Origin of the sequence: Pedobacter frigoris (assembly GCF_032678645.1) — a bacterium.
Classification (GTDB): Bacteria; Bacteroidota; Bacteroidia; order Sphingobacteriales; family Sphingobacteriaceae; genus Pedobacter; species Pedobacter frigoris_A.
Genome location: NZ_JAVTSP010000002.1, coordinates 370,140 through 391,166, shown reverse-complemented (window position 1 = coordinate 391,166; position 21,027 = coordinate 370,140). Strand labels below are relative to the sequence as shown.

General features: G+C 37.8%; 15 protein-coding genes and 1 tRNA gene. 3 read left to right on the top strand and 13 right to left on the bottom strand.

Going from position 1 to position 21,027, the window contains the following annotated elements; translation table 11 throughout:
* Nucleotides 1–19 precede the first annotated feature (19 nt).
* The 8 genes from R2Q78_RS08080 to R2Q78_RS08045 are packed head-to-tail and all read right to left on the bottom strand — an operon-like array spanning nt 20 to nt 13,417.
* Nucleotides 20–1,633 carry a DUF5008 domain-containing protein gene (locus R2Q78_RS08080; protein ID WP_316790631.1) on the bottom strand — a complete coding sequence of 538 codons (1,614 nt, stop codon included), beginning with the start codon at nt 1,631–1,633 and terminating at the stop codon, nt 20–22.
* A 36-nt stretch (nt 1,634–1,669) separates the two neighbouring features.
* Nucleotides 1,670–2,386 carry a fasciclin domain-containing protein gene (locus tag R2Q78_RS08075; RefSeq protein WP_316790629.1) on the bottom strand — a complete coding sequence of 239 codons (717 nt, stop codon included), beginning with the start codon at nt 2,384–2,386 and terminating at the stop codon, nt 1,670–1,672.
* 25 nt (nt 2,387–2,411) lie between these two features.
* The gene (locus tag R2Q78_RS08070) at nt 2,412–3,920 is read right to left on the bottom strand and encodes a RagB/SusD family nutrient uptake outer membrane protein (RefSeq protein WP_316790627.1); all 1,509 of its coding nucleotides are present in this window, start codon (nt 3,918–3,920) and stop codon (nt 2,412–2,414) included.
* Between the two features lie 17 nt (nt 3,921–3,937).
* Entirely contained in the window at nt 3,938–7,087 is a 3,150-nt protein-coding gene (locus tag R2Q78_RS08065) for a SusC/RagA family TonB-linked outer membrane protein (RefSeq protein ID WP_316790625.1), read from the bottom strand.
* Nucleotides 7,088–7,122: 35 nt separating this feature from the next.
* Entirely contained in the window at nt 7,123–8,154 is a 1,032-nt protein-coding gene (locus R2Q78_RS08060) for a DUF5007 domain-containing protein (RefSeq protein ID WP_316790623.1), read from the bottom strand.
* 10 nt (nt 8,155–8,164) lie between these two features.
* On the bottom strand, nt 8,165–8,839 hold the full coding sequence (locus tag R2Q78_RS08055) for a hypothetical protein (protein WP_316790621.1): 675 nt from the start codon (nt 8,837–8,839) through the stop codon (nt 8,165–8,167).
* Nucleotides 8,840–8,895: 56 nt separating this feature from the next.
* Nucleotides 8,896–10,437: a RagB/SusD family nutrient uptake outer membrane protein gene (locus tag R2Q78_RS08050; RefSeq protein ID WP_316790619.1), complete on the bottom strand. Its 1,542-nt coding sequence runs from the start codon at nt 10,435–10,437 to the stop codon at nt 8,896–8,898.
* 16 nt (nt 10,438–10,453) lie between these two features.
* Nucleotides 10,454–13,417, bottom strand: a complete 2,964-nt coding sequence (locus R2Q78_RS08045; protein ID WP_316790617.1) for a SusC/RagA family TonB-linked outer membrane protein — start codon at nt 13,415–13,417, stop codon at nt 10,454–10,456.
* Between the two features lie 1,087 nt (nt 13,418–14,504).
* Between R2Q78_RS08045 and R2Q78_RS08040 the strand changes: the two genes are divergently transcribed.
* A complete protein-coding gene (locus R2Q78_RS08040) occupies nt 14,505–15,383 on the top strand; it encodes a hypothetical protein (RefSeq protein ID WP_316790615.1) in 879 nt (292 codons plus the stop codon).
* Nucleotides 15,384–15,484: 101 nt separating this feature from the next.
* Here R2Q78_RS08040 and R2Q78_RS08035 read toward each other — a convergent pair.
* The 3 genes from R2Q78_RS08035 to R2Q78_RS08025 all read right to left on the bottom strand — a co-directional run bounded on the left by R2Q78_RS08035 (nt 15,485) and on the right by R2Q78_RS08025 (nt 17,578).
* Nucleotides 15,485–15,558: transfer RNA gene (locus R2Q78_RS08035), tRNA-Asp, on the bottom strand.
* Between the two features lie 97 nt (nt 15,559–15,655).
* Complete coding sequence (gene prfA, locus R2Q78_RS08030) at nt 15,656–16,729, bottom strand: peptide chain release factor 1 (protein ID WP_316790613.1); 1,074 nt, start codon at nt 16,727–16,729, stop codon at nt 15,656–15,658.
* Nucleotides 16,730–16,828: 99 nt separating this feature from the next.
* Nucleotides 16,829–17,578 (bottom strand): UDP-2,3-diacylglucosamine diphosphatase, encoded by a 750-nt coding sequence (locus R2Q78_RS08025; protein ID WP_316790612.1) that lies wholly within the window; start codon nt 17,576–17,578, stop codon nt 16,829–16,831.
* Nucleotides 17,579–17,706: 128 nt separating this feature from the next.
* Between R2Q78_RS08025 and R2Q78_RS08020 the strand changes: the two genes are divergently transcribed.
* Nucleotides 17,707–18,717, top strand: a complete 1,011-nt coding sequence (locus R2Q78_RS08020; RefSeq protein WP_136836945.1) for an NAD(P)/FAD-dependent oxidoreductase — start codon at nt 17,707–17,709, stop codon at nt 18,715–18,717.
* A 2-nt stretch (nt 18,718–18,719) separates the two neighbouring features.
* Nucleotides 18,720–19,049 carry a 2Fe-2S iron-sulfur cluster-binding protein gene (locus tag R2Q78_RS08015; protein WP_121270245.1) on the top strand — a complete coding sequence of 110 codons (330 nt, stop codon included), beginning with the start codon at nt 18,720–18,722 and terminating at the stop codon, nt 19,047–19,049.
* A gap of 2 nt (nt 19,050–19,051) precedes the next feature.
* Here the strand turns inward: R2Q78_RS08015 and R2Q78_RS08010 are convergent, their stop codons facing one another.
* Complete coding sequence (locus R2Q78_RS08010; RefSeq protein WP_316790604.1) at nt 19,052–20,758, bottom strand: S41 family peptidase; 1,707 nt, start codon at nt 20,756–20,758, stop codon at nt 19,052–19,054.
* Nucleotides 20,759–20,795: 37 nt separating this feature from the next.
* Entirely contained in the window at nt 20,796–21,011 is a 216-nt protein-coding gene (locus tag R2Q78_RS08005; protein WP_136836943.1) for a hypothetical protein, read from the bottom strand.
* Between the last annotated feature and the right edge of the window lie 16 nt (nt 21,012–21,027).

The following is a 21,027-nucleotide window of genomic DNA, read 5'->3' as shown; positions in this document are numbered from 1 at the left end:
CTCTTTAGAAAATTTAATATTATGGTTTAATCTCAACACGTACGATATTTCCTACCTTTTTGTTGTCAAATTTTGTAAAATCACCAACCAGTAAAACAGCTGGATATCCTAAAGCAGATGTTGTTTGTACCATTTTTGCAATTCTGCCCTCAAAAGCGCCTGTATTGTTATAACCTACAGCTAAAGATCCATCCTGATTAAGGATCATAAATCCTTGCCTGATGACTCCATTGTAATTGTTAAAACCACCCGAAACAATAATTTTTCCGTTGTTAAGCTGAGCCGCATAATTTGGAATACCACCTGCTAACAGTCCGAACTTGAAGGTTTCATCTACGCTACCATTTGCATTTAACATTACAATGCCGTTGTATGCCTTGCCATTAAAGTTTTTGAAATTCCCGGCCAGCATAATTCTTCCTGCAACCGCATTGTAAGTGATGCTTGTAATCGGGCCATCGGCTCCTGTACCTGTTGCAAACGTCGGATCTAGGCTCCCATCACTATTCAGACGTACAATATTGTTTGACTGAATACCATTAAATGTTGAAAAAGTACCTACAGCCACTATTTTCCCGTCTGCCTGCATAAATGCATCATTGATAGGACCGTTTGTACCTGCATATCCCTGCTTGGTTGTAACATCGTAGTTAAATGTCGAATCCATCTCTCCATTTTCCTTCAATCTTGCAATTTGAGGCATTCTCGTTAAATCCGTAACTTTAAAATCTCTTGTAGATCTGGGATAGTAGTACCTTGCAAAATATTGAAAATTGCCAAGTACAGTAATTTTATTATCCCTCACAAAACTTTTGGTAACGCTACCTACAACTCCTCCGTTGAATGCTGCTACAGTATCGTATCCAAGTTGAGGATGTTCAGAATTAGGGTTAATGACCTGAACAATTGTAGTATCCAGTGAACCATTGGAGTTTAGTATAGTAACTGCATTCATACCAGCTCGCTTATTGAAGTTATTAAAGGCTCCCGTTATTGCATACTTTCCATTTGACATCGTATTAATAGAAAGTATTGATGCATTAGCTCCGTCTTTTGAAAGAAGTGATTGAAAAGAACCATCATTGTTCATTGATACGATTCTGTTTACTGGAATTGCCGGTGCCTGGCTCTCAAAATTTGTAAATGTACCAACCAATAAATAACCGTTGGGTATGGCCAATATATCACTGATAGTACTATTGGCACCATTAACAGCCTTAAATGCGGCGTCTATTGAAACCTTTCCCTGAACAGTAAATTTGGGACCAAAAAAAGACTGGCCTTCCAACAGCAACGTGGTTCCACCTGTACTTGCACTTGCAGGTATTTTCACCGTCAATGTACTATCGGAAAAAGAAATTACATCTGCCTTGGTTTCATTAATTAAGAACTCAAATTTATCCTTGTACTTAGCGAGCCCGTTTACTTTAAAAGTAACCTCATCGCCCGGGGCGCCCTGATTTGGATCAGGTTCATCTCCAATGAATTTAACTCCAAGCGATTCTTTTCCACCCTTATAAGGATCCTCTTGAATTACATCCTTTTTTTTGCAGGAAAAGCTCACCAGGATCAACAAAAGCATCACCGACTTTAGCAGGTTTACTTTTGTATTTTTTATATCTGTTAATATCATAATTTCTATCTAAAAGTATTTCTGTTAGTTCACTCGTTATTGCCCCGCTTTTCCAATTCCCGCCGATATAGCTGACGTAATAAATCTCCTGCTTTCAAAGCCAAAAGAATGGTTTTGATACCTGAGTACGTGCAATACTCCATTTGTTGGCTGAATATCCGATGTTGCTACCGGAGTATTAATCAATCCAGTTTTTGGATTAGAAAAATCTGGTATGAAAGACAAGATCAGTTGTCTGTAGCCAACATATTTTATACCGTTTGCATCATTATAGAAAACACCCAGGTTCATTGACCGTCCACCATAAGAAGTATAACCCTGACCTGAAAACGCATTCAATGCTAATGTGTCAATTTGAGGGACATCTTTTAAAAGATATGATCCTTTAAACACATATTGAGAAAGCATGGCCTTCCAAACTTCAGGTTTTATCTGACTGAGTTGAGAAACTGTATCTTTACCACTAGTTCTCAAATCCTCATTTAACCACTTAACTGCCTTGTAGATACAAGAATTAGCTGGAGCGAAAAAAGTCACATTTTCCTTTTCAAAGACATCATTCATTCCCGCCGCATCGATAGCCATGACTAAACTATCAAACAATACAGGCTTTGATTTAAGATACTGCAGAATAGATCCATTGTATTTTGCATTATGGACACCGGTATCCTCAAAATAATTTTTTTTACATGCGATCAATAAGCAGGATAATACTGCAAATAAAGCTATGACCGATTTAAATTTCTTCAACATAAATTCTTTATTAATTTCTTTAATATTATTTCCAAAAATCATTCAACTGCATGTAAGGATTGTCTTGCAAAGCGCTTTTATCTATTGGCCAGGCCCACGCACCAGCTTTAAAATCCTCAATCGATATAGGATGATAGCAGTATTCTTTATCCAACACTTTCTTTGTACGAACAAGATCATAATAGTAATGGCCTTCTCCCATTAGTTCTCGGCAGCGTTCATACCAAATCGCATCTTTTAAATCTTTACCTGATTCAGTAATTGGATTAGCTTCGGCTCTGGCGCGGATCTTATTAACTGTAGTCCGGGCGCCCCCATCATCACCTAACTCAGCCTGAGCTTCAGCACGAAGTAAAATTGCATCTGCCAACCTGAAGACAATCAGATCATCATCCGGGAGTACATCCTCACCTTCTGCTGCGAAGATATTTACAAACTTAAGGAGTTCCCACTTTCCATCTGTCGAATAAAGCGTCAGCGGATCGAACCAATATTCGGCTCTTTTGTCCGGCGTTCCGCTTGGATATAATTTATTAATGAATTTAGAATTATAGTAGATGTAACTCTTTGTGATTGAAGGTACAGGCTTATGTGGATATCTAAGTACCATATCCGTAAACGTGTTATACAGGTACGCTCCAGTCGAATATTCACCATAATTTAAGCTTCTTAATACTTCAAATAAACTTTCTTTGGTCCGTCCTTTAAAAATCTCCTTAGTTTTTCTAATATCAAGTAATGCGTAGTTATTATTCGCCATGATCTCTGCGCCTAATTTATCTACGTCCGTATAATAAATGCTCTTATTTGCTTCATCAAATCCCGCAGCCCACATGTTCATGTGCATCATTAAAACTATAGCACTGCCACGCATGGCCCTGATACCAACAATAGAGGGATCATCATATGTCCATGGCAAATCTTCCTTTACCGCCGCCATATCAGCGATACAATTTTTCAATACCTGTACCATATTCATTCTTGGCAGAGGATCCTGATTGTAAGCTTTTGTATAATAGGGTATATCTCCGAATTGACGAACCATAAAAAAATAAGCCAGGTTGCGTAAAAAAACCGCTTCAGCACGATATTTTTTTCTGTCAGCTGCAGAAAGGGATTCTACCTTATCTGTCTGAACATATAAAATATTAGCAGATTGAACCATCTTATACCAGTTATTCCATTTGGTTATTCCAGCGTAATTAAATATTTGCCCGTAATAATCGTCGGTTAGCAATAAACTTCTCAGGTCATTATTGGTAATTTTAGTAATATAGCTTCTTCCCAAACCAGCAGTTTCGATAGCCGGACTACACCTTAAATCTCCTGTCGTAGCGAAATATGCAGACGACAAAGTATTTTCTCTAAATTGATTATAAATCCCAGCTGTAAAAGCCTCTACGTCCTTTTGGTTTTGCCAGTAATTATTTCCTGAGAGATTATCTATCGGAGTTACATTTAAAAATTTCTTACAGCCTGAAAACAGTAGTGTGCCGGCGGCCAGAATTAAAAATGTATATGTAAAACGTTTCATAAATCTAGTTTTAATAGTTAAAATTTGATATTAAGGCCTAATGTGTAAGTTCGGGCATTTGGATAGCCTCCTGAATTGTCTCTTCCTAAATCAGAGACGTTCTCCGGATTTGGCCCTGAATAGTTCGAAAATGTATAGACGTTATAAGCGGTTGCATAAATTGCCACTGCATCCATACCCCATCTTTGAGTAAATTTACGGTCAATATTATACCTCAGCGTCGCGGAGTTTATTTTAAAATAAGAACCATCTTCCTGGAAAAGTGTTTGATCATACCTAAAAGGGCTGTATCTATTATAACGGGTGTAATCATAAGGATAAGGATAAGTAGATTGATCTCCGGAGGCCTTCCAATACTCATACTGTTCTATCGGAACCAGTGCGTTCATAGCCAGAGGGTTTTGAAAGTTCTGAAATCTCGAAGCCATAGCATTGTTCAAAACATCTCTGATTAGGGTAAATGATCCTGACACAGAAAATGTAAATCCTTTATATTGCATGTAAGAACTTAGTCCACCAGTGATTAGAGGTTGTGAGTTACCTGCAGCAACATAATCGTTTACATCTAGTATATAATCACCATTCAAATCAGTCCACCTTGGATCGCCAGCCTGGAAATAGGTCTGACTACCTGCTGTTCCACCAGTTCTGTATCTTAAACCAGTAAGAGGATCTACAGGTACATCTGCATTCGTAGAATATATGCCTTTGGTATTCAACAATACATTTGAAAGGCTATTCCTTCCCAACCTGTATAGGATATTTTGACCTGTACCAGGGTCGGGAACCAGCAACTGGCTAACATTATCTGGTAGATGAACCATCACGTCTTTGTTTAGTGCTCCATTTACACCTACTGTCCATGAAAAATCACCGGCTTTTTTAGGCGAGTAAACACGGGTATTTAACGAAAGTTCATAGCCATAATCTACCAAACTCATTTCATTAGTCTGCACTTTTGAAAAGGCATTGATATTGGAAATATTTTTCTCACGAAGCATGTTGTCAACCTGCTTATAATATGTTTCGAAGACTATTCCAAATCTGCCATTCAGGAATCCAGCCTCAAACGCAGCATTATATTGTGTGGTTGTAGTAGGTGTTAATGTCGTATTAGGGACTACTCCAAGATCAAGATTAACGGTAGGCTTCTGATTATAATTTCCAGCAGCATTGTATCTTCCATAAACATCGTATACAGTACCTGTTGGAACGATATTTTTACCGTAACTAAGTCGAATAGATGAGAAGTCCAACCAGTTTTCAGTGGATTTCATAAAACCTTCTTTGTGAAAATTCCATCTTACAGCTACTGAGGGACTCTTAGAATATCCTGCATCAGGGCCATTGGTAGAAGATCCGTCTATACGATAAGATAAATCCAATACATATTTTTGCTCATAATTATAAGAGAAGGATCCTGCAAGCGAAGCCGTTCTTAGCTGACTTAAATTCCTTAAAGTTCCTCCGCGTGAATTATACCAGTCAGACCCTAATGGACCTTTTATCTGGTCATTTGGAGTACTGTTTTGGAGGACTGCATCCGCTCTAAAATCAGTCACATTGAGCTCACTGAACATTGCAACATTGAAAGTATGTTTCTCAGCGATTTGCTTAGTATAAGAAAGTCTGGTTCTGTTATACAATGTATTTTTGCGATCAAAATAATTATAAACCGAATTAAACCCATCACTCAAAGCTCCCGGATTAAATCTGTCTTTCGCCTGAGTAGTATATTTATAGCTAAAAGTGGTAGAGGCACGCAAATCTTTTAGTAACTCATATTCTACATCTATATTAGATGTTATATCGATTACTTTACTATTGTCAACAACATTTAATGTATTTAGTAAGTCACTTGTGGCAGTAAATAAAGATGGCGGAGGAAGCAATGATGATGCAGCTCCTGTAGTTGCCAATCCATTTTGAGACAAACTATTACCGCCGCCGGAGCTGCTATTAGACAGTACATTATTTAGCGTCGCAGCCAATTTAAACCGTGTATTTGGCTGATAAACAGCGCTCAGGTTCAAGTTATAACGTGTAAAGTCAGTATTTTCTACAATACCCTTTTTCCCATAGTAGCCTGTATTCACTTTATAGTTAAAGAAATTATCCCCTCCAGAAACATCTACGTTGTGAGTTTGATTGAAAGTAGTTCTATAGTATTTATCCTGCCAATCGGTAGAATTGTTATAAAATGCATTCAAACTGTCAGCAAGAAATGCTGTACTATTAACCATGTTTAATCCATGATAATAATTTGTATCATTTCTAAGAATTTGGTCGATACGCATTAATCTTTCACCCTTTCCTCCAATAACAGATCTTAAAGCGGGAGGAACATCAAGCGTATAATTACCAATATAACTTATAATGGGAACTTTTGAATTACCACGCCTTGTGGTAATTAGAATAACACCATATGCACCTCTTGATCCATACAAAGAGGTTGCCTGAGCGTCTTTCAGTACCTCTATTTGTTGAATATCTTCAACAGGAATCAAGGAGATGGGACTAACTCCTGGCGCAGCAGATTGAAAGCCATAATCTGAATTATCATCCATAGGAACACCATCAAGAACATATAAAGGAGAAGTCGGTGTTAAAAAAGCCTGGCCTCCGCCAGTAGAAACGTTTACATTAGAAATACCACGGATATTGATCGAACCTCGCATACCTGGTGTTCCATTATTGTTTTGTACGTTCATACCTGCTACTTTACCCTGAAGTAATTCCATTACGTTGGCAACCGGTACGTTTTCGATTTCTCTTCTGGTAATCACCACACTGGATCCGGTACTAACTTCTTTGGTTTTTTTGCCATATCCCATGATGGTAGTTTCCTTCAGCGTATTAACCGCCTCTTCCATGCTGATGTTAATCGTTGAAGCACCATTAACCTTTCGGATCACTGTCTTATAGCTGATGTATTTAAAAACCAAATCAGCACCGTCGTCTACGCTTACCGTAAACATACCTTTTTCATCAGTCTGCCCCAGTGACACTAATGGCTTACCCGATGATATTACTACACCTGGAATCGGCTTTTTATCAAGCCTATCTGTAATAGTTCCTTTAACTACGACTTTCTTTTGTTGAGCCTCTGTTTCGATATTGAAACCAAGCAACATAAACAAAGAAAGTATTATAACAGCATATCTCATATTAGATCTTATATAATTTTAGAAATCCTATATTATTAATCGTTTGTAAACTTTGGACTTTGGCCTGTGAACCAAATGATAATTTCCCAATTACCAGGCTCATAAATAGCGAAGTCCATACTGATATAAGCCTCTTCCCTTATATTTCCAAATCCTTGGCGATCATATCTAAAAACAGTATGGGCTTTATCACCATTTGTATTTGTATATTTTGTCCTATATGCAATTAAAGGAATTGGATATGCAACATCATATTTCACAGATTCATTAGTTTTAATCATGTTGAAACCGTGTAACAGTTGATTCCAGTTAGTGAGATTAAACGAACTTGGGTTAATTGGATTAAACAAGGAATCCACGAATTTGAAAGTCAAGGAATTTCCCGCGCCTTCATTCTTTTTGAAGAGCACTCCAATATCATTATAAGAAATAAATTGACCGTTGCGTGCTCCCCTCAAATTATTAACTCCAGAAGGGGTTAATCCCACATACTGAGCTAATCCTGTAATTGAATTCAATACCGACGGTTCGAATGCCCGCTCCTTCAGTGGCATCAATTTGAAGTCTCTAAAATATCTCCTTCCGCCGGAATTCGACATTTCTACATCAAATACATATCCTGAATCAGGTTGTGTTTTAACGTCAGGAGAGCGTGCAGCCGACCACATTAGGAATTGTCCTGAATGTTCTCTGATCTCGAACAAAGGGCGATTCTCGATTTTTCTTTTAGCTTCAATCTCAGCAATCGATTTCTCATCACCAAGATAGGGTTGGGTCCATACTTGAACGGGCGTTTTCTTTGTGAGCACAGAAGCTTCAACCCCGTCTCTCGTTCTCATGTTAATTATTTTGAAAGTTAACGGTTGGGATGAAGTTCCGAGAAAGAAATTATCAGAAAACAGTGTATTTCTACCTAAAACCGGGGTGTAAACGGTTTGTGTAAAACGGGTATCCAACGCTATTGATTCCCGATCCTCCGGGAGATTTTTTTTACAGCCCAAAGTGCTTAATAACACCAGACCGATCAAGAAAACGCTAAAGGATGTTATAGAGTATTTATTGTTCATTTTTATAGCCTTAATTATTAGTTCTTGTTACAAAATCACCAAATCCAAAATCATGACCTGGAGCGACCACATTAATAATTGCATTATTGGTTTTAATATTTACCGCATTTGTTGGAGTACTTTGCCAGTACCTTACGAAGATTGAATTTTTAGGATCGCTAAAAGTAATGATACCTGGCCCACCACCGGTAAATCCAGCAGCATCGGCTTTTTTATAGAGCACGTGCATATTATAGTTATGATTAATACTCTTAATTAATAAACCATCTGCAAAATTTTGGAAATCTGCGGTCGTATAAGTGCCGCGTACAATATATCGGCTAACCATCGTATCCAATTCTTCAACACTTACAGTTTTCAAGTAAAGCGGTGTCTTATTAGTTCGCTTTCTGATAGTATTTAAACTTTCCACTGAAATTTGAAAACTCTTATTCGTAACAGCAAACAAGGTTACTTTCTCATTCTGCAACGAATCTTTCAATGCCGGCAACCTGTTCAGCGCAACTAACAGAGAATCATAGACTCCTGGTTGTGATTGCAGATATTCGAACGCATTGCCATTGAACTCCTTAAGTGTATTTTCATAATTATAATATGCCGAATCGTTCTTTTTGCAAGAAAACAAGGAAACAGCCATTATTGTGATTAGTAAAAATGAAAGGTTGATAGATAACCTACTTTTCATTTGATTGCTATTAATGGAATCATAAGCTGACCCCAATATTTCTTTACATTTTGCCATTATTTCCAATAGTTATTTTGTTCTAACTTGTTATTTGAATTTAAAACCTCCTTAGCAATTGGCCAGTAAATCCCTTTTTGATTGATCAGGTTCATGAATTTAGGATTGTTGTTTTGTATTTTATTATAGCGGATCTGATCATACCATCTCCAACCCTCACCCATTAGTTCTCTCCTGCGCTCGCTGAAAATTTCCTTAACAAGATCCAGACCTGGTTCGTCTGTGATGGTGCCGAGGCCCCTGCTTCTCTTAATGATGTTTAACAATGTGATAGCATCAAATCGCTGATTAAGAACAGCCAATGCCTCAGCTCTAAGTAACACCAGTTCTTCCAAACGGGTAAATAATAAGTTTGAACTATAAATGGCAAATTTTCCATCTGTTGATCCACCCCTAAGCACTTTTATTTTACTGAAAATCGGGGTCTCTCCGCTATAATTAACAAAATAATTTGTACGAGGAAGACCAGAAATTGTATCTAATCCAAAACGCTGATCGGCCAACTCAGTAAAAACTGAAGCAATAGTATCTTTAGAGATGTACAAATCAGGTATCTGTCTAGAAATCAATGGTGCGGCCAATACCAATTCTTCTATGTGACCATTCGCTGTAGATTCACCATAAACGTCATTAAAACTAAAGCTTATGATTTGACTGTTTGACTGACCATTAAAAATCCCGTCAGCAGCAGTTAATTGCAAAGTAGAAGAATAACCTATCCCTGCTTTGCTATAATTGGTCATAATAAAATCTGTGTACACCGCTACATCTATGTAATGAGACTGCCATGCAGCGATGTGTGCTAATATTGCATATGCAGATATTTTAGTAAATAATGCGCCTCTCCAACGATCAACGCCATATCCATAATACGAGCCGGGAAGGATCTCATTATTTTCTTCACCATAAATGTAAGGTAAGTCTTTAGCAGCGGCCATCAATTCAGATTCAGCATATGCTAAAACTTTCGACTGCTCTGTCTTTGCCTTCATTTGAAAACTTCCATCGTGGGAAGAAGTAATCAAAGGTACATCACCCCATATACGAACCATGTAAAAATAAGCGAATGCACGCAATGCCCTTGCCTGGGCTACATCTACCTTATAATTAGGCTCTGTATACCGCACATCAGCTTTAAGCACCTCAGGAGCACGTTCGATCAACAAACTTGCACTGTTGATCACGGCATAAAAACCTCTCCAGGAAGTAATCTTCTGAAGTAAAGGGAATGAGGCTTTAAGGTCTCCGTTAATAACGACCTTTAGATCGGATCTGTTAATAGAATTGAAATCGCCATTTCTTAATTCTCCCCATATCCAATGTGCGTTATTTTCGGCCATTGCACTTCTCATAAGTGAGTAAGTGCCCATCAAAGCAGATCTTGTATCTTGCAATGACATCCAATGCCCGTCTTCAGTTGCAAGTCTGCTCGATTCAACTTCCAGTGCCTTTTTGCAGGAAACGTTAAGTGCAATCGATGCAAACAGTAACACAACGAGCGTTTTTCTAAATTGAATATTTTTATTTATAAAAGATATCATATTAAATAATTTTATACTATAAATCAACTTTAATTCCTAATGTGTATGTTCTCGGAATTGCCAAACCGTAACCAGTATAGATTCCATTATATTCAACCAATTCAGGGTCACTACCAGAAAAAGAGGTAAATGTTAAAAGGTTATTTCCTGTCAGGTATAAATACGCTCTTTTTATATTGGTTTTAGATTTAAAGAAATTCAAACTTGATAAATCGTATCCTATTGAAACTGTACGGAGCTTAGCATACGAAGCATTCTCCAGGAAGATATCTTGCTCCAATCTGTAAGGCACTACACTACTCCACGGGTTATATATTGCGTACTTAGAAAGATCCGCATTTTCTTGCCAGGAGAAGATTTCTCTAACGGAATTAATATCATTTGCCGACTCTCTGTTTATAAAGTCGTATTGTTGAGAAACTGATTGATTTAAAGCTTTATGTCCTAAGGCAAAAACTACATTGATATTTAAATTGAAATTGCCATACTTAAGATCGTTCGACCAACCACCTGAGATTTTTGGCATAGAATTTCCTGTAAGCACCTTATCATCATTATCTATTACGTAATCTCCATTGATATCTTTCCATCTGGGATCTCCGGCCTTTAATGTAGTCCCTTCAAAAGTTAACTTTTTATTATCTGCAGGATTAACCTCGACCTCGTTATCTGAATTGTATATTCCATTATTTTGATATAACCAGAATTTATCTATCGATTCTCCAATTTTTAATTTCCTGTCGGCAACGATTAGTTCATTTAATCCACCAGGAAGAGCTTTTAATTTATTTCTGTTCAAATTAACATTCAAACCAGTTTGCCAATTAAACTTGTCTCCTTTAACAATATTTGCATCCAAACCTAAATCAATACCGGTATTCCTTACATCAAGACCACTGCTGAACTGACTTGCATATCCAGTTTCTGCAGGTATTGGAGTATTTAATATCATTCTATTATCATCCTTGATGTAAAAAGTTGCGGACGCACCTATACGATTGTCGAGGAACGACGCATCCAAACCAATATTTAATTGGTCTGTATATGGTGATCTTATATCATACCCCACCCATCCTGAAGTATAAGGTCTGGAAATCGTAGCAACTCCGTTATAACCAGGGATTGTTGGTTCAAGAGCCCATCCTGCAGAAACTCTATATTGAGGGCCAGCTGCATATCTGTCATCACTGAAAGGCTTTCCAATTCTTGACCACGACAAATCAAAATTTAATTTATTTATTACCTTATTGCTCTTTAGAAATTGATTCTTCATATTCCAGCTTGCATTTGCTGCAGGCGCAACAAACCAACGGCTTCCCGGTTGTGAAGTAGAAGAAGCATCATCCCTAACAAGTGCATTAACGGTAAGTAAATCTTTATAGTTGTATTTAGCTGATGCATAGAATGAGATCAGTCGTGTTTGTATACGATCAGTATAACGGTACACTAAATATGTATTTGGAGTCAAATAGTCATCCGCACCCACAGTTCCGTTTACAACGTTGATTTTTATAAAATCATTCGGTCCATTGTATGCATTTGCATAATTATACTTGTATATGTCGTCCTGAATAGATTGGCCAACTTCGAAGTAGAATTTATGGGCTGTACCTAAGTCTTTAGTGTAATTCAGGGCGTTATTAACCATTAATCGTTGGTTGTACCCAAAGTAGTTTGAAACATAATTGTTGCCGCCCATGAGAGTTGTCGGATAAAAAACATCTCTTACACCTTCATTATAATCGAAATTTAAGGTTGAAACGAAGTTAAATGGCTTTAAATTGAACTTTAAAGACAAATATCCTTGTGCTTGGGTTGTTCTATTATCATCAATTGCCTTGTCGTATTCATCTAAAAACAGTTGATAAGTATTTTTATTAGGTGACAGTGGATTGTAAAGATCAGGTATGTATCTGGTCTCGGCAAAACGGTCTCTCAGATTTCTGTTCCTATCCCTATCCATTCGTCCTACATTTGCCATACTTGATATGGTTATCCAGCTAAAAGGAGCCATATTTATCTGAAATGAAGCATGATATCTATTTAAATCAGTATCATCCGCATTTCCGGCGTTTGTTGTTGCCGATCCAAAAAACCTGAAATTTGCGCGTTCAGATCCGCCTGTTAATCCCAGGTCGACGGAATGTATAGCTCTGTTTTTGTAGTACAAATCGCTCCATCTTGCTGGCCCGTAATAATCCAAATTTGTTGAATCCCTTAAGTATCCAACATAATTTAAATAATCAGATTGCGTTGCATATTTCTGATAAAATGGCTTACGGAATGTATTTTCATATTCTGCATTTATTTGAGAGATATTACTTTCCTGCACCATTCCGAAGTAGCTGTTCACACTTAAATCTCTGTATCCTGACTTAGCCGCTTTAGTAGTGATCCAAATTGCACCATTTGCCGCATTCGGCCCTAATTTTGCGAGTTCAGCAGGATCTTTAATAACTTCAATTGAATTGATATTACTGATATCGATCCCTGCCAGTAAATTAGTCGCAGGACCAATCCTATTGAAATCGTATTTTTGAATGTCAAATACAAATGAGTTTTCTTTGATCATGGGAACACCATTTACATACACAGTTGGTTGCTGGTTATAAATTTCATTCTTGTTAAAAACCGGAGCGGATAAGCCTCTTATTATCATGCTCTGTCCAGATCCGGACTCACCGCTTGTTTCCTGAACATAAAGACCGGCTATATTTCCTTTCAACATCTGCTGAACCGAAATATTAGGACTCAATGCCGCCACTTTTACGTGCAAGGAATCTCTAATACCCTTTACTAATGTACGCCGATCTTTCATCACTATTGTATCCAATGTGGTTTTGGAAGTATCGTCAGTATCTTGTCTTAAAAGTATACTGTAATTCAAATTAGCAGTACTTATCGTTTTTGCCTGTACTTTGGTAAGACCAAAGATCGATAGCAATCCAACATAAATACCAACTGTAATAATTCGGATCATTTTCATTCGTATTGATTAAATTGTTTTGATGAAGCTCTTGTTAAATAATTTCTTAATTTCTACTAAATCGTTAATTCGAAACGATAGGTATGCCAACTGAAATAGCAGTAAAATCTATTATCGCATACGAATTCGCGGAATTTATCGTTAAATAGCTTGAAAGACCTATAAGCAAAAGTTATCGACTATAAGTCTAATAATAAATTGATGTCCCTATGACGTTAGGGATAAGTGTAGGCTTGCGTTAAAAGGAATGAGAGTAAAAAGTTGGTTCATAATTTTGGGTTAGGTTGTTTGGTTCTTAAATCACAGAAACTCAGCTTAAATAGACGCTTCTGTATAATGAAATCGAAAGTATAACATTAAGTCAAACATATTACACCTAAGATCAACGCAAACGGTTGATATGCAAATAATCTTATTTTTTTTTGTTGAAAGCAGTCTCTACAGATAATGCTCACAAACCAACTGGCATTATTAATCAATTAGCATTAATAATTTCTTAATAATTATAAAATTGTTGGCTATCTTTCTCTAGGAAGATAGGGAAAGGAAAAATAGGACATTAATATTTTTAGAATTTTAATGCCGATTAAAAAAAACAACACAATCGTTTGCATTCACATAAAAACGTCTTAAACCTCATATAACAAGGTTTAAATTGCATACTATTTTGTTAAAATTTCAGCCTTTATTTGGCTTAGTTCATGTTTTAAATTCGAGAAGCAAATGATACAACTGCAAATCACATTCAAGTAATTTATAAACATTCTGCTAGTTACTTTAAATATGAAAACGTTTTCACCAAATAAAGCATAATAATTTTTATAATGCAACTTTTTTCCTTTACTCTTAGACTGAATAATCAAATAATTCAAATATAGCTTCGAAAATTAGGCTAGTTAATAAAATATTATCGCATCCAATATAAATGAATAATTATGTAAACGTTGTCATAATTATTTAATAATCATAAAATCTGTGTATGTAATCTTCAAATGCATATTATTAGATCCGGTAGTTATAAACGATTTCATGTTATGTTATAAAACGTATATATTTAACTTATAACCAAATATATAGCGTAATGAAGCCCAGAAAGAAGATAGACCATTATAGATATCAACACCCTATGTTTAAACATTTCCAACTTTGTTCGTTATCTACTGCGCTACTGATATTTGCCTTTTCTCAACAAGTGCCTGCACAAAAATTACCTAAACTGCAGACTCAATCGTTAAGAGCACCAAAAAACGTGTTGATTGATGGAAAGTTAGATGACTGGAAAGATGGCTTCATGGCTTTTAATTCAAATACAAGCACATATTATTCTATAGCAAATGACAGTGCAAATATTTATCTTATCATAAAGTCTGGAACTTATGCTGCATTGCAGAAGATGCTTTTTGGAGGAATCACATTGACATTACAACAGCATAAAATTGTAGAAAAAGATGCTTTTAAAATTTCCTATCCTATCTATGATAAAGGCAACCCAAATTGGTTCGTAAATTGGGACCCCGACACTGTAACTAATGATAAATTGTCCAATGGCGATGAAGCTGATTCCGTCATAGGTATAAGGAACACAGCACTCTCAAAAAAAATGAAATTTATAGCAATAAGAGAATTAGCAACAAAGTCAGATACTATTTTTTCTGTCTACAACGCGAAGGGTGTTGTAATTAGATCCAGATTCGATAGAGATGGTTCTTATATCGCTGAATGGTCGATCCCCACTCACTTTCTGATGGTCTCCGCTAAAGAAAAAGTTAGATCTGTTGCCTATAGAATTGAATTGCCTGGAAGAATGGCAAACAGTACAAACATAAATGTGGACACTGAACGCAGACGGATTTTCATAAATGGCAATGGAGGTGATAATTACGTTATTCCGTTGAATTCGGAAAATTTAGACCTTTCATTGCCAACCTATTTTAAGGGAACGTACATTTTAGCGAATTGACCTGTACGTTGCCAAATATAAATGTATGCTTCTAAGGGAAACAAAAAAAGCCTGCTATCATATGATTTGCAGGCTTTTTATCGGTTTTTACACCCTTTGAGCGGACCGGACGGGACTCGAACCCGCGACCTCCGCCGTGACAGGGCGGCATTCTAACCAGCTGAACTACCGGTCCGTTTTCCCGTTGTTTGTATCGTTGTTTCGTTTCGGGATTGCAAATATAGGTACTTAATTCAACTTTGCAACATTTATTTTAAAATAATTGCAAGTCCTTAATTTCCAGAACCTTCTTTTAATTTCTCTGCATTCTCCGCAAACTGCAATGCATCAATCAGCTCCTGAACACCGCCATCCATGATTCCGTTTAGGTTATAAAGCGTCAATCCGATACGGTGATCTGTAACCCTACCCTGAGGATAATTATAGGTTCTGATCTTAGCTGAACGGTCTCCTGTAGACACCATCGTCTTTCTCCTGGCAGCTATATCCCCATTTTTCTTCTGCAATTCTATATCATACAATTTACTCCGAAGCATCTCCATAGCAATAACCCGGTTACCCAATTGAGACCGCTCCTGCTGACAAACCACCACAATTCCTGAAGGTCTGTGTGTCAACTGCACCTTAGTTTCCACCTTATTTACATTTTGTCCCCCAGCACCACCAGAACGTGAGGTCTGCAGGTCAATATCAGCTGGATTAATATAAAGATCAATTTCCTCGGCTTCTGGCAAAACAGCAACCGAGGCTGCTGAAGTATGAACGCGGCCCTGGGTTTCAGTATCCGGAACACGCTGTACGCGATGTACACCAGATTCATATTTTAACTGTCCGTAGACATCTTCGCCGCTGACCTTTAAAATAACCTCTTTGTACCCACCCGCTGTGCCTTCAGTTACATCAACAGTTTCTACCTTCCAGCCTTTTTGTTCAAAGAAACGGCTATACATTCTGTATAAATCCCCCGCAAATAATGCAGCTTCATCTCCGCCTGTACCGCCTCTGATCTCGAATACGGCGTTTTTCGCATCTTCAGGATCTACCGGAATCAGCATCAGTCTAACCTTCTCTTCCATCTCCTCCTGCTGAACCAATAACAGATCAAGCTCCTCTTTAGCCATATCGCGCATCTCTGCATCTTTCTCCGTGCTCAAGATCTCTTTATTGGCTTCAATATTGCTCATTACATTCTTGTAGATCTTATATTCATCTACAATCTTACCCAGATCTTTATACTCTTTATTCAAAGCCGCAAAACGCTTCATATCCTGCATCGTGTCAGGATTACTTAACTGCTCCTCAACATCTTCCCAACGCAGTTTAATTGCCTCTAATTTTTCTAACATATCTTTTTCAGAAACTTATATGATCATTAAGCGTCAATCTGGTTACAATTGACCACCTAATGCGTGATTTTTTATTCGGGCAGCAAAATTACAGCTTTTTTAATTAACCTTCTCAAAATACTTAAGACTTAATTCATTACCATCAAATACAGCATAAGAGTTAAAATTAATCCACTCTCCTATATTTACATATTTACTATCTGCAGTCAGATTTATCTCCAGCGGTAAATGCCTGTGTCCGAATACAAAGTAATCATAATGTTGTTTTAACAATTGCTCTCTTGCATAAATCGCCAGCCACTCATTTTCTTCACCTAAAAACACCTCTTCTTTATTGCTTGCCGCCCTGCTATGTCCAGACCAGCCATTTGCTATTCCAAGACCTATTCTTGGGGGGATAAGCGAAAACAACCATTGACAAACAGGGTTTCTAAAAATCTTCCTCAGCAACTTATATTTTTGATCGCCTGGCCCCAATCCGTCACCATGATGTAAAAAGAACCTTTTACCGGCACGCTCAATAACCAATTCATCACTTACAATTTCTACCCCAATTTCCTTGGTGAAGTAATCATTTACCCACATATCATGGTTGCCTTTAAAAAAGTAAATCTTAATTCCGGCATCTGCCATAGCTGCAAGTTTGCCCTGCAAGCGAATAAACCCCTTGGGAACTACTGTCTTGTATTCAAACCAAAAATCAAATACATCCCCCATCAAAAACAGCTCACTACAGTTTGATTCAATGGAAGTTAACCATCTAACGATGCGGTCTTCACGTTTTCGGCTTTCCAGGAAATCGGGAGAACCTAAATGAAAATCTGAGGCGAAATATATGTTCTTAGTCATCAATAAACAAAGATAAACAAAATATCAGCCACGTTTCATTTCATAAGTTCTACAGATTATGTAGAATATTAACAAATAGAATCGTTATTAATAACAAAAGTTCGTAAATTCGCACAAATTTTAAACACATGATTTCTACTGATATAGCCATTATTGGCGCCGGACCCGTAGGTTTATTTGCAATTTTTGAAGCTGGATTGTTGAAAATGCGTTGTCATTTAATTGATTATCTACCTCAGGTAGGTGGACAATTGTCTGAAATATATCCTAAAAAACCAATCTACGACATCCCAGGCTACCCTACAGTATTGGCTCAGGAACTAATCGACAACCTGATGGAACAAGGGAAACCTTTTCATCCTGGTTTTACATTAGGTGAACGTATAGAAGGTTTAGAAAAACGTGGTGAAGGGGATTTTGTACTGACCACAAATATGGGTACAATTATAGAATCCAAAGTAGTTGTAATCGCAGGCGGACTAGGCTGTTTCGAACCTCGCAAACCAGCGGTTGCCGGTCTTGAGCAATTCGAAAATGGCAGAGGGGTAAATTATATGATCCTTGATCCCGAGCAATACCGCGGACAAAAGATGGTAATCGCAGGTGGCGGCGACTCTGCCCTGGACTGGACCATCTTCCTTGCTGATATTGTAGAGGAATTAACCCTCGTACACCGCAGCGAAAGCTTCCGTGGTGCGCCTGATTCTGTAAACAAAGTAATGGCATTAGCTGAAAGCGGCAAAATCAATCTGATCTTAAACAGCAACTTAAATTCTGTATCTGGTTCAGGAAAACTTGAAAATGTAGAAATCGTTCACAATAAAACATTAGAAGCTACCAATGTTGCTGCTGATCATTTGATTCCTTTGTTTGGCTTAAGCCCTAAATTAGGACCTATTGAGCAATGGAACTTAAACATCAGCAAAAGTGCAATTGAAGTAAACACAGACGATTATTCAACCAATATCCCGGGTATCTATGCAATTGGTGATATCAATACCTACACAAACAAATTAAAACTGATACTTTGTGGTTTCCACGAAGCAGCTTTAATGAGCCATAGTGCATACCAATACATGAATCCGGGAATTAAATACACCATGAAATACACTACTGTAAACGGTGTATCAGAATTTTAAACATGGAAGAAAATAACATTACCCTGCACGTCCAAAATCCGGACGGCAGCCGTACGACTCTTGAAGCGCCCGTTGACATGGGCCTCAGCCTAATGGAATACCTTAAAGCTTGTGAGTATGACATACTTGCAACTTGTGGTGGGATGGCCCTTTGTGCAACCTGCTGCGTAGACGTACTCGAAGGCGAAGAAAAACTCAATGAAATGACCGACGATGAATATGCAATGCTTGATACCCTGCCGGATTTGTTACCAAATTCAAGGCTGGCGTGTCAACTGCAACTAAACCCGGCCATGGACGGCCTGGTGGTTAAGCTTCATCACGCAGAATAACTTTAGTTTTCAACTGCTGCGGCTGCAGTAACTGTCTTGGTGGGGTTGCCTATAATTTTATATTCACCCTCACCTTTCAAAATAGCAAGCATTTTAGTAGAATTACCCAATAAAGATTTAGCAGCAGCTAATTCTTTATCGTACTGAAATGCTTGTATCACTCTACCTTTATCGTAATAATAACGGCTTACGATCTGCGTCTCCAATACTTTCTTAATCTCAGGCTTATAGGTTATCAGATCCGTTTTCTTTGCCCCAAGCATCTTACCCTTCAAATCATCCAAATCAGCCTTAACCGCAGCCAGTTTATTTTCTTTTTCAGCCTCTGTGCGAAGATCCGACAATAATCTTTCCGTACGTGAGGTATAAGAATAATCCTTTCCAGCCAGTGAAGATACAAACTGATTATAATCGGCATCACTCAACTGAAAACTCTCAGCAGGAGCTATGGCCTTATTTTTCTTTTTAAAATCATTGGCATAGTCAAAGAACAAGTTCTTACTTACGATAGATATCGTCACCGGACTTGGTTTTGAATTGGCGACTACGACATCCGGATACACACCATTGCCATCGTATACACTTCTACCCGCCTTTGTATTGAATTTCGTCGCCACGGAATCGGCAAACTTCAGTGTCTGCCCATTTGCATCCTTATGCGCATAATCCAATGCCTGGATACATCTTCCTGAAGGTGTAAAATATTTTGCTACCGTAACCTTAACAAGGCTATTGTATGGCAAATTAAATGTCTGCTGCACCAGGCCTTTGCCATAACTACGCTGCCCTACTATAATTGCCCTGTCCAGATCCTGCAAAGCGCCTGCTACGATTTCTGAAGCTGAAGCTGAAGATCCCCCTACCAAAACCACCAAAGGCATCTGCGCCAATAACGGTTCACTATAGGTCTTATAAGTAACTGTTTTCTGAGGATTTCTCCCTTTCTGAGTTACAACGGTAATGTCTTTATTGATAAACAGGTTTACAATCTTTACTGCCTCCTGCAAAATCCCGCCTCCATTATACCTCAAATCAAGGATCATTCCCTTAGGTTGTTGCTTATTCAAAGCAATCGCAGCATCTCTTACTTCCTGAGCAGAATTTTCAAGAAACTTATCCAGGCGTATGTAACCAATGTTATTATCAGTCATACCTGAATAAGACACGTTAGGCTGTTTAATCTCTTCTCTGGTTAGCTTCTTACTGATGACAGCCCCATCCCTGATGACCAGCAGGTCAACTGATGAGCCTTTCGGACCACGCAGAAGCTGACTGATCTGGTTGCGGTCTTTGCCCTTAACTTCATTCGTATTGATTTTCACAATCTGATCCCCTGGCTTCACTCCTTCTTTATCTGCCGGGTAACCCTGACTCACTTCATTAACAAATAACTTTCCTTCTATAAACAATGTACTGGCACCAATACCTCCATATTGTGTACTCACATACTTTAGTTTATAATCCTCAATCTCCGATTCCGGAACATATTCCGTATAAGGATCAAGCCCGTCAAGCATCGCATCTATGCCGGTACGCATTAAATCTGAAGGATTGGTTTCATCAACATAATTGACGTTGATCTCCTTATATAAGGAAGCAAAAATATCCAGGTTCTTTGATACCAGAAACAGGTCTTCCTTGAATGACCACGTTAAAGAAGCAAAAGCGATAAGCGCAAATGCGGCGGCGAGTTTGTATTTTTTCATCATGCACGAATCCGTTTAGACATAAAAATACACAAAAAAATTATAACCTGTTCCCCTCAGGGTCAGCTAGTGCCTTTTTTATAGTAAATTCAACATAATCCCTATCTCTTTTCACCAAATCCATCAATTGCTGAACCAGCTGATCCTCCTGCCCGGGTGTAAAAGAAAGATTTACCTGAGCCAAATCACGATATTTTCTTAAAAATTTGATCTTAACCTTTTTCCAGGTTTCAGGAGTAAGTGTAAAACTTGCCATAATAAATACTTTGAGG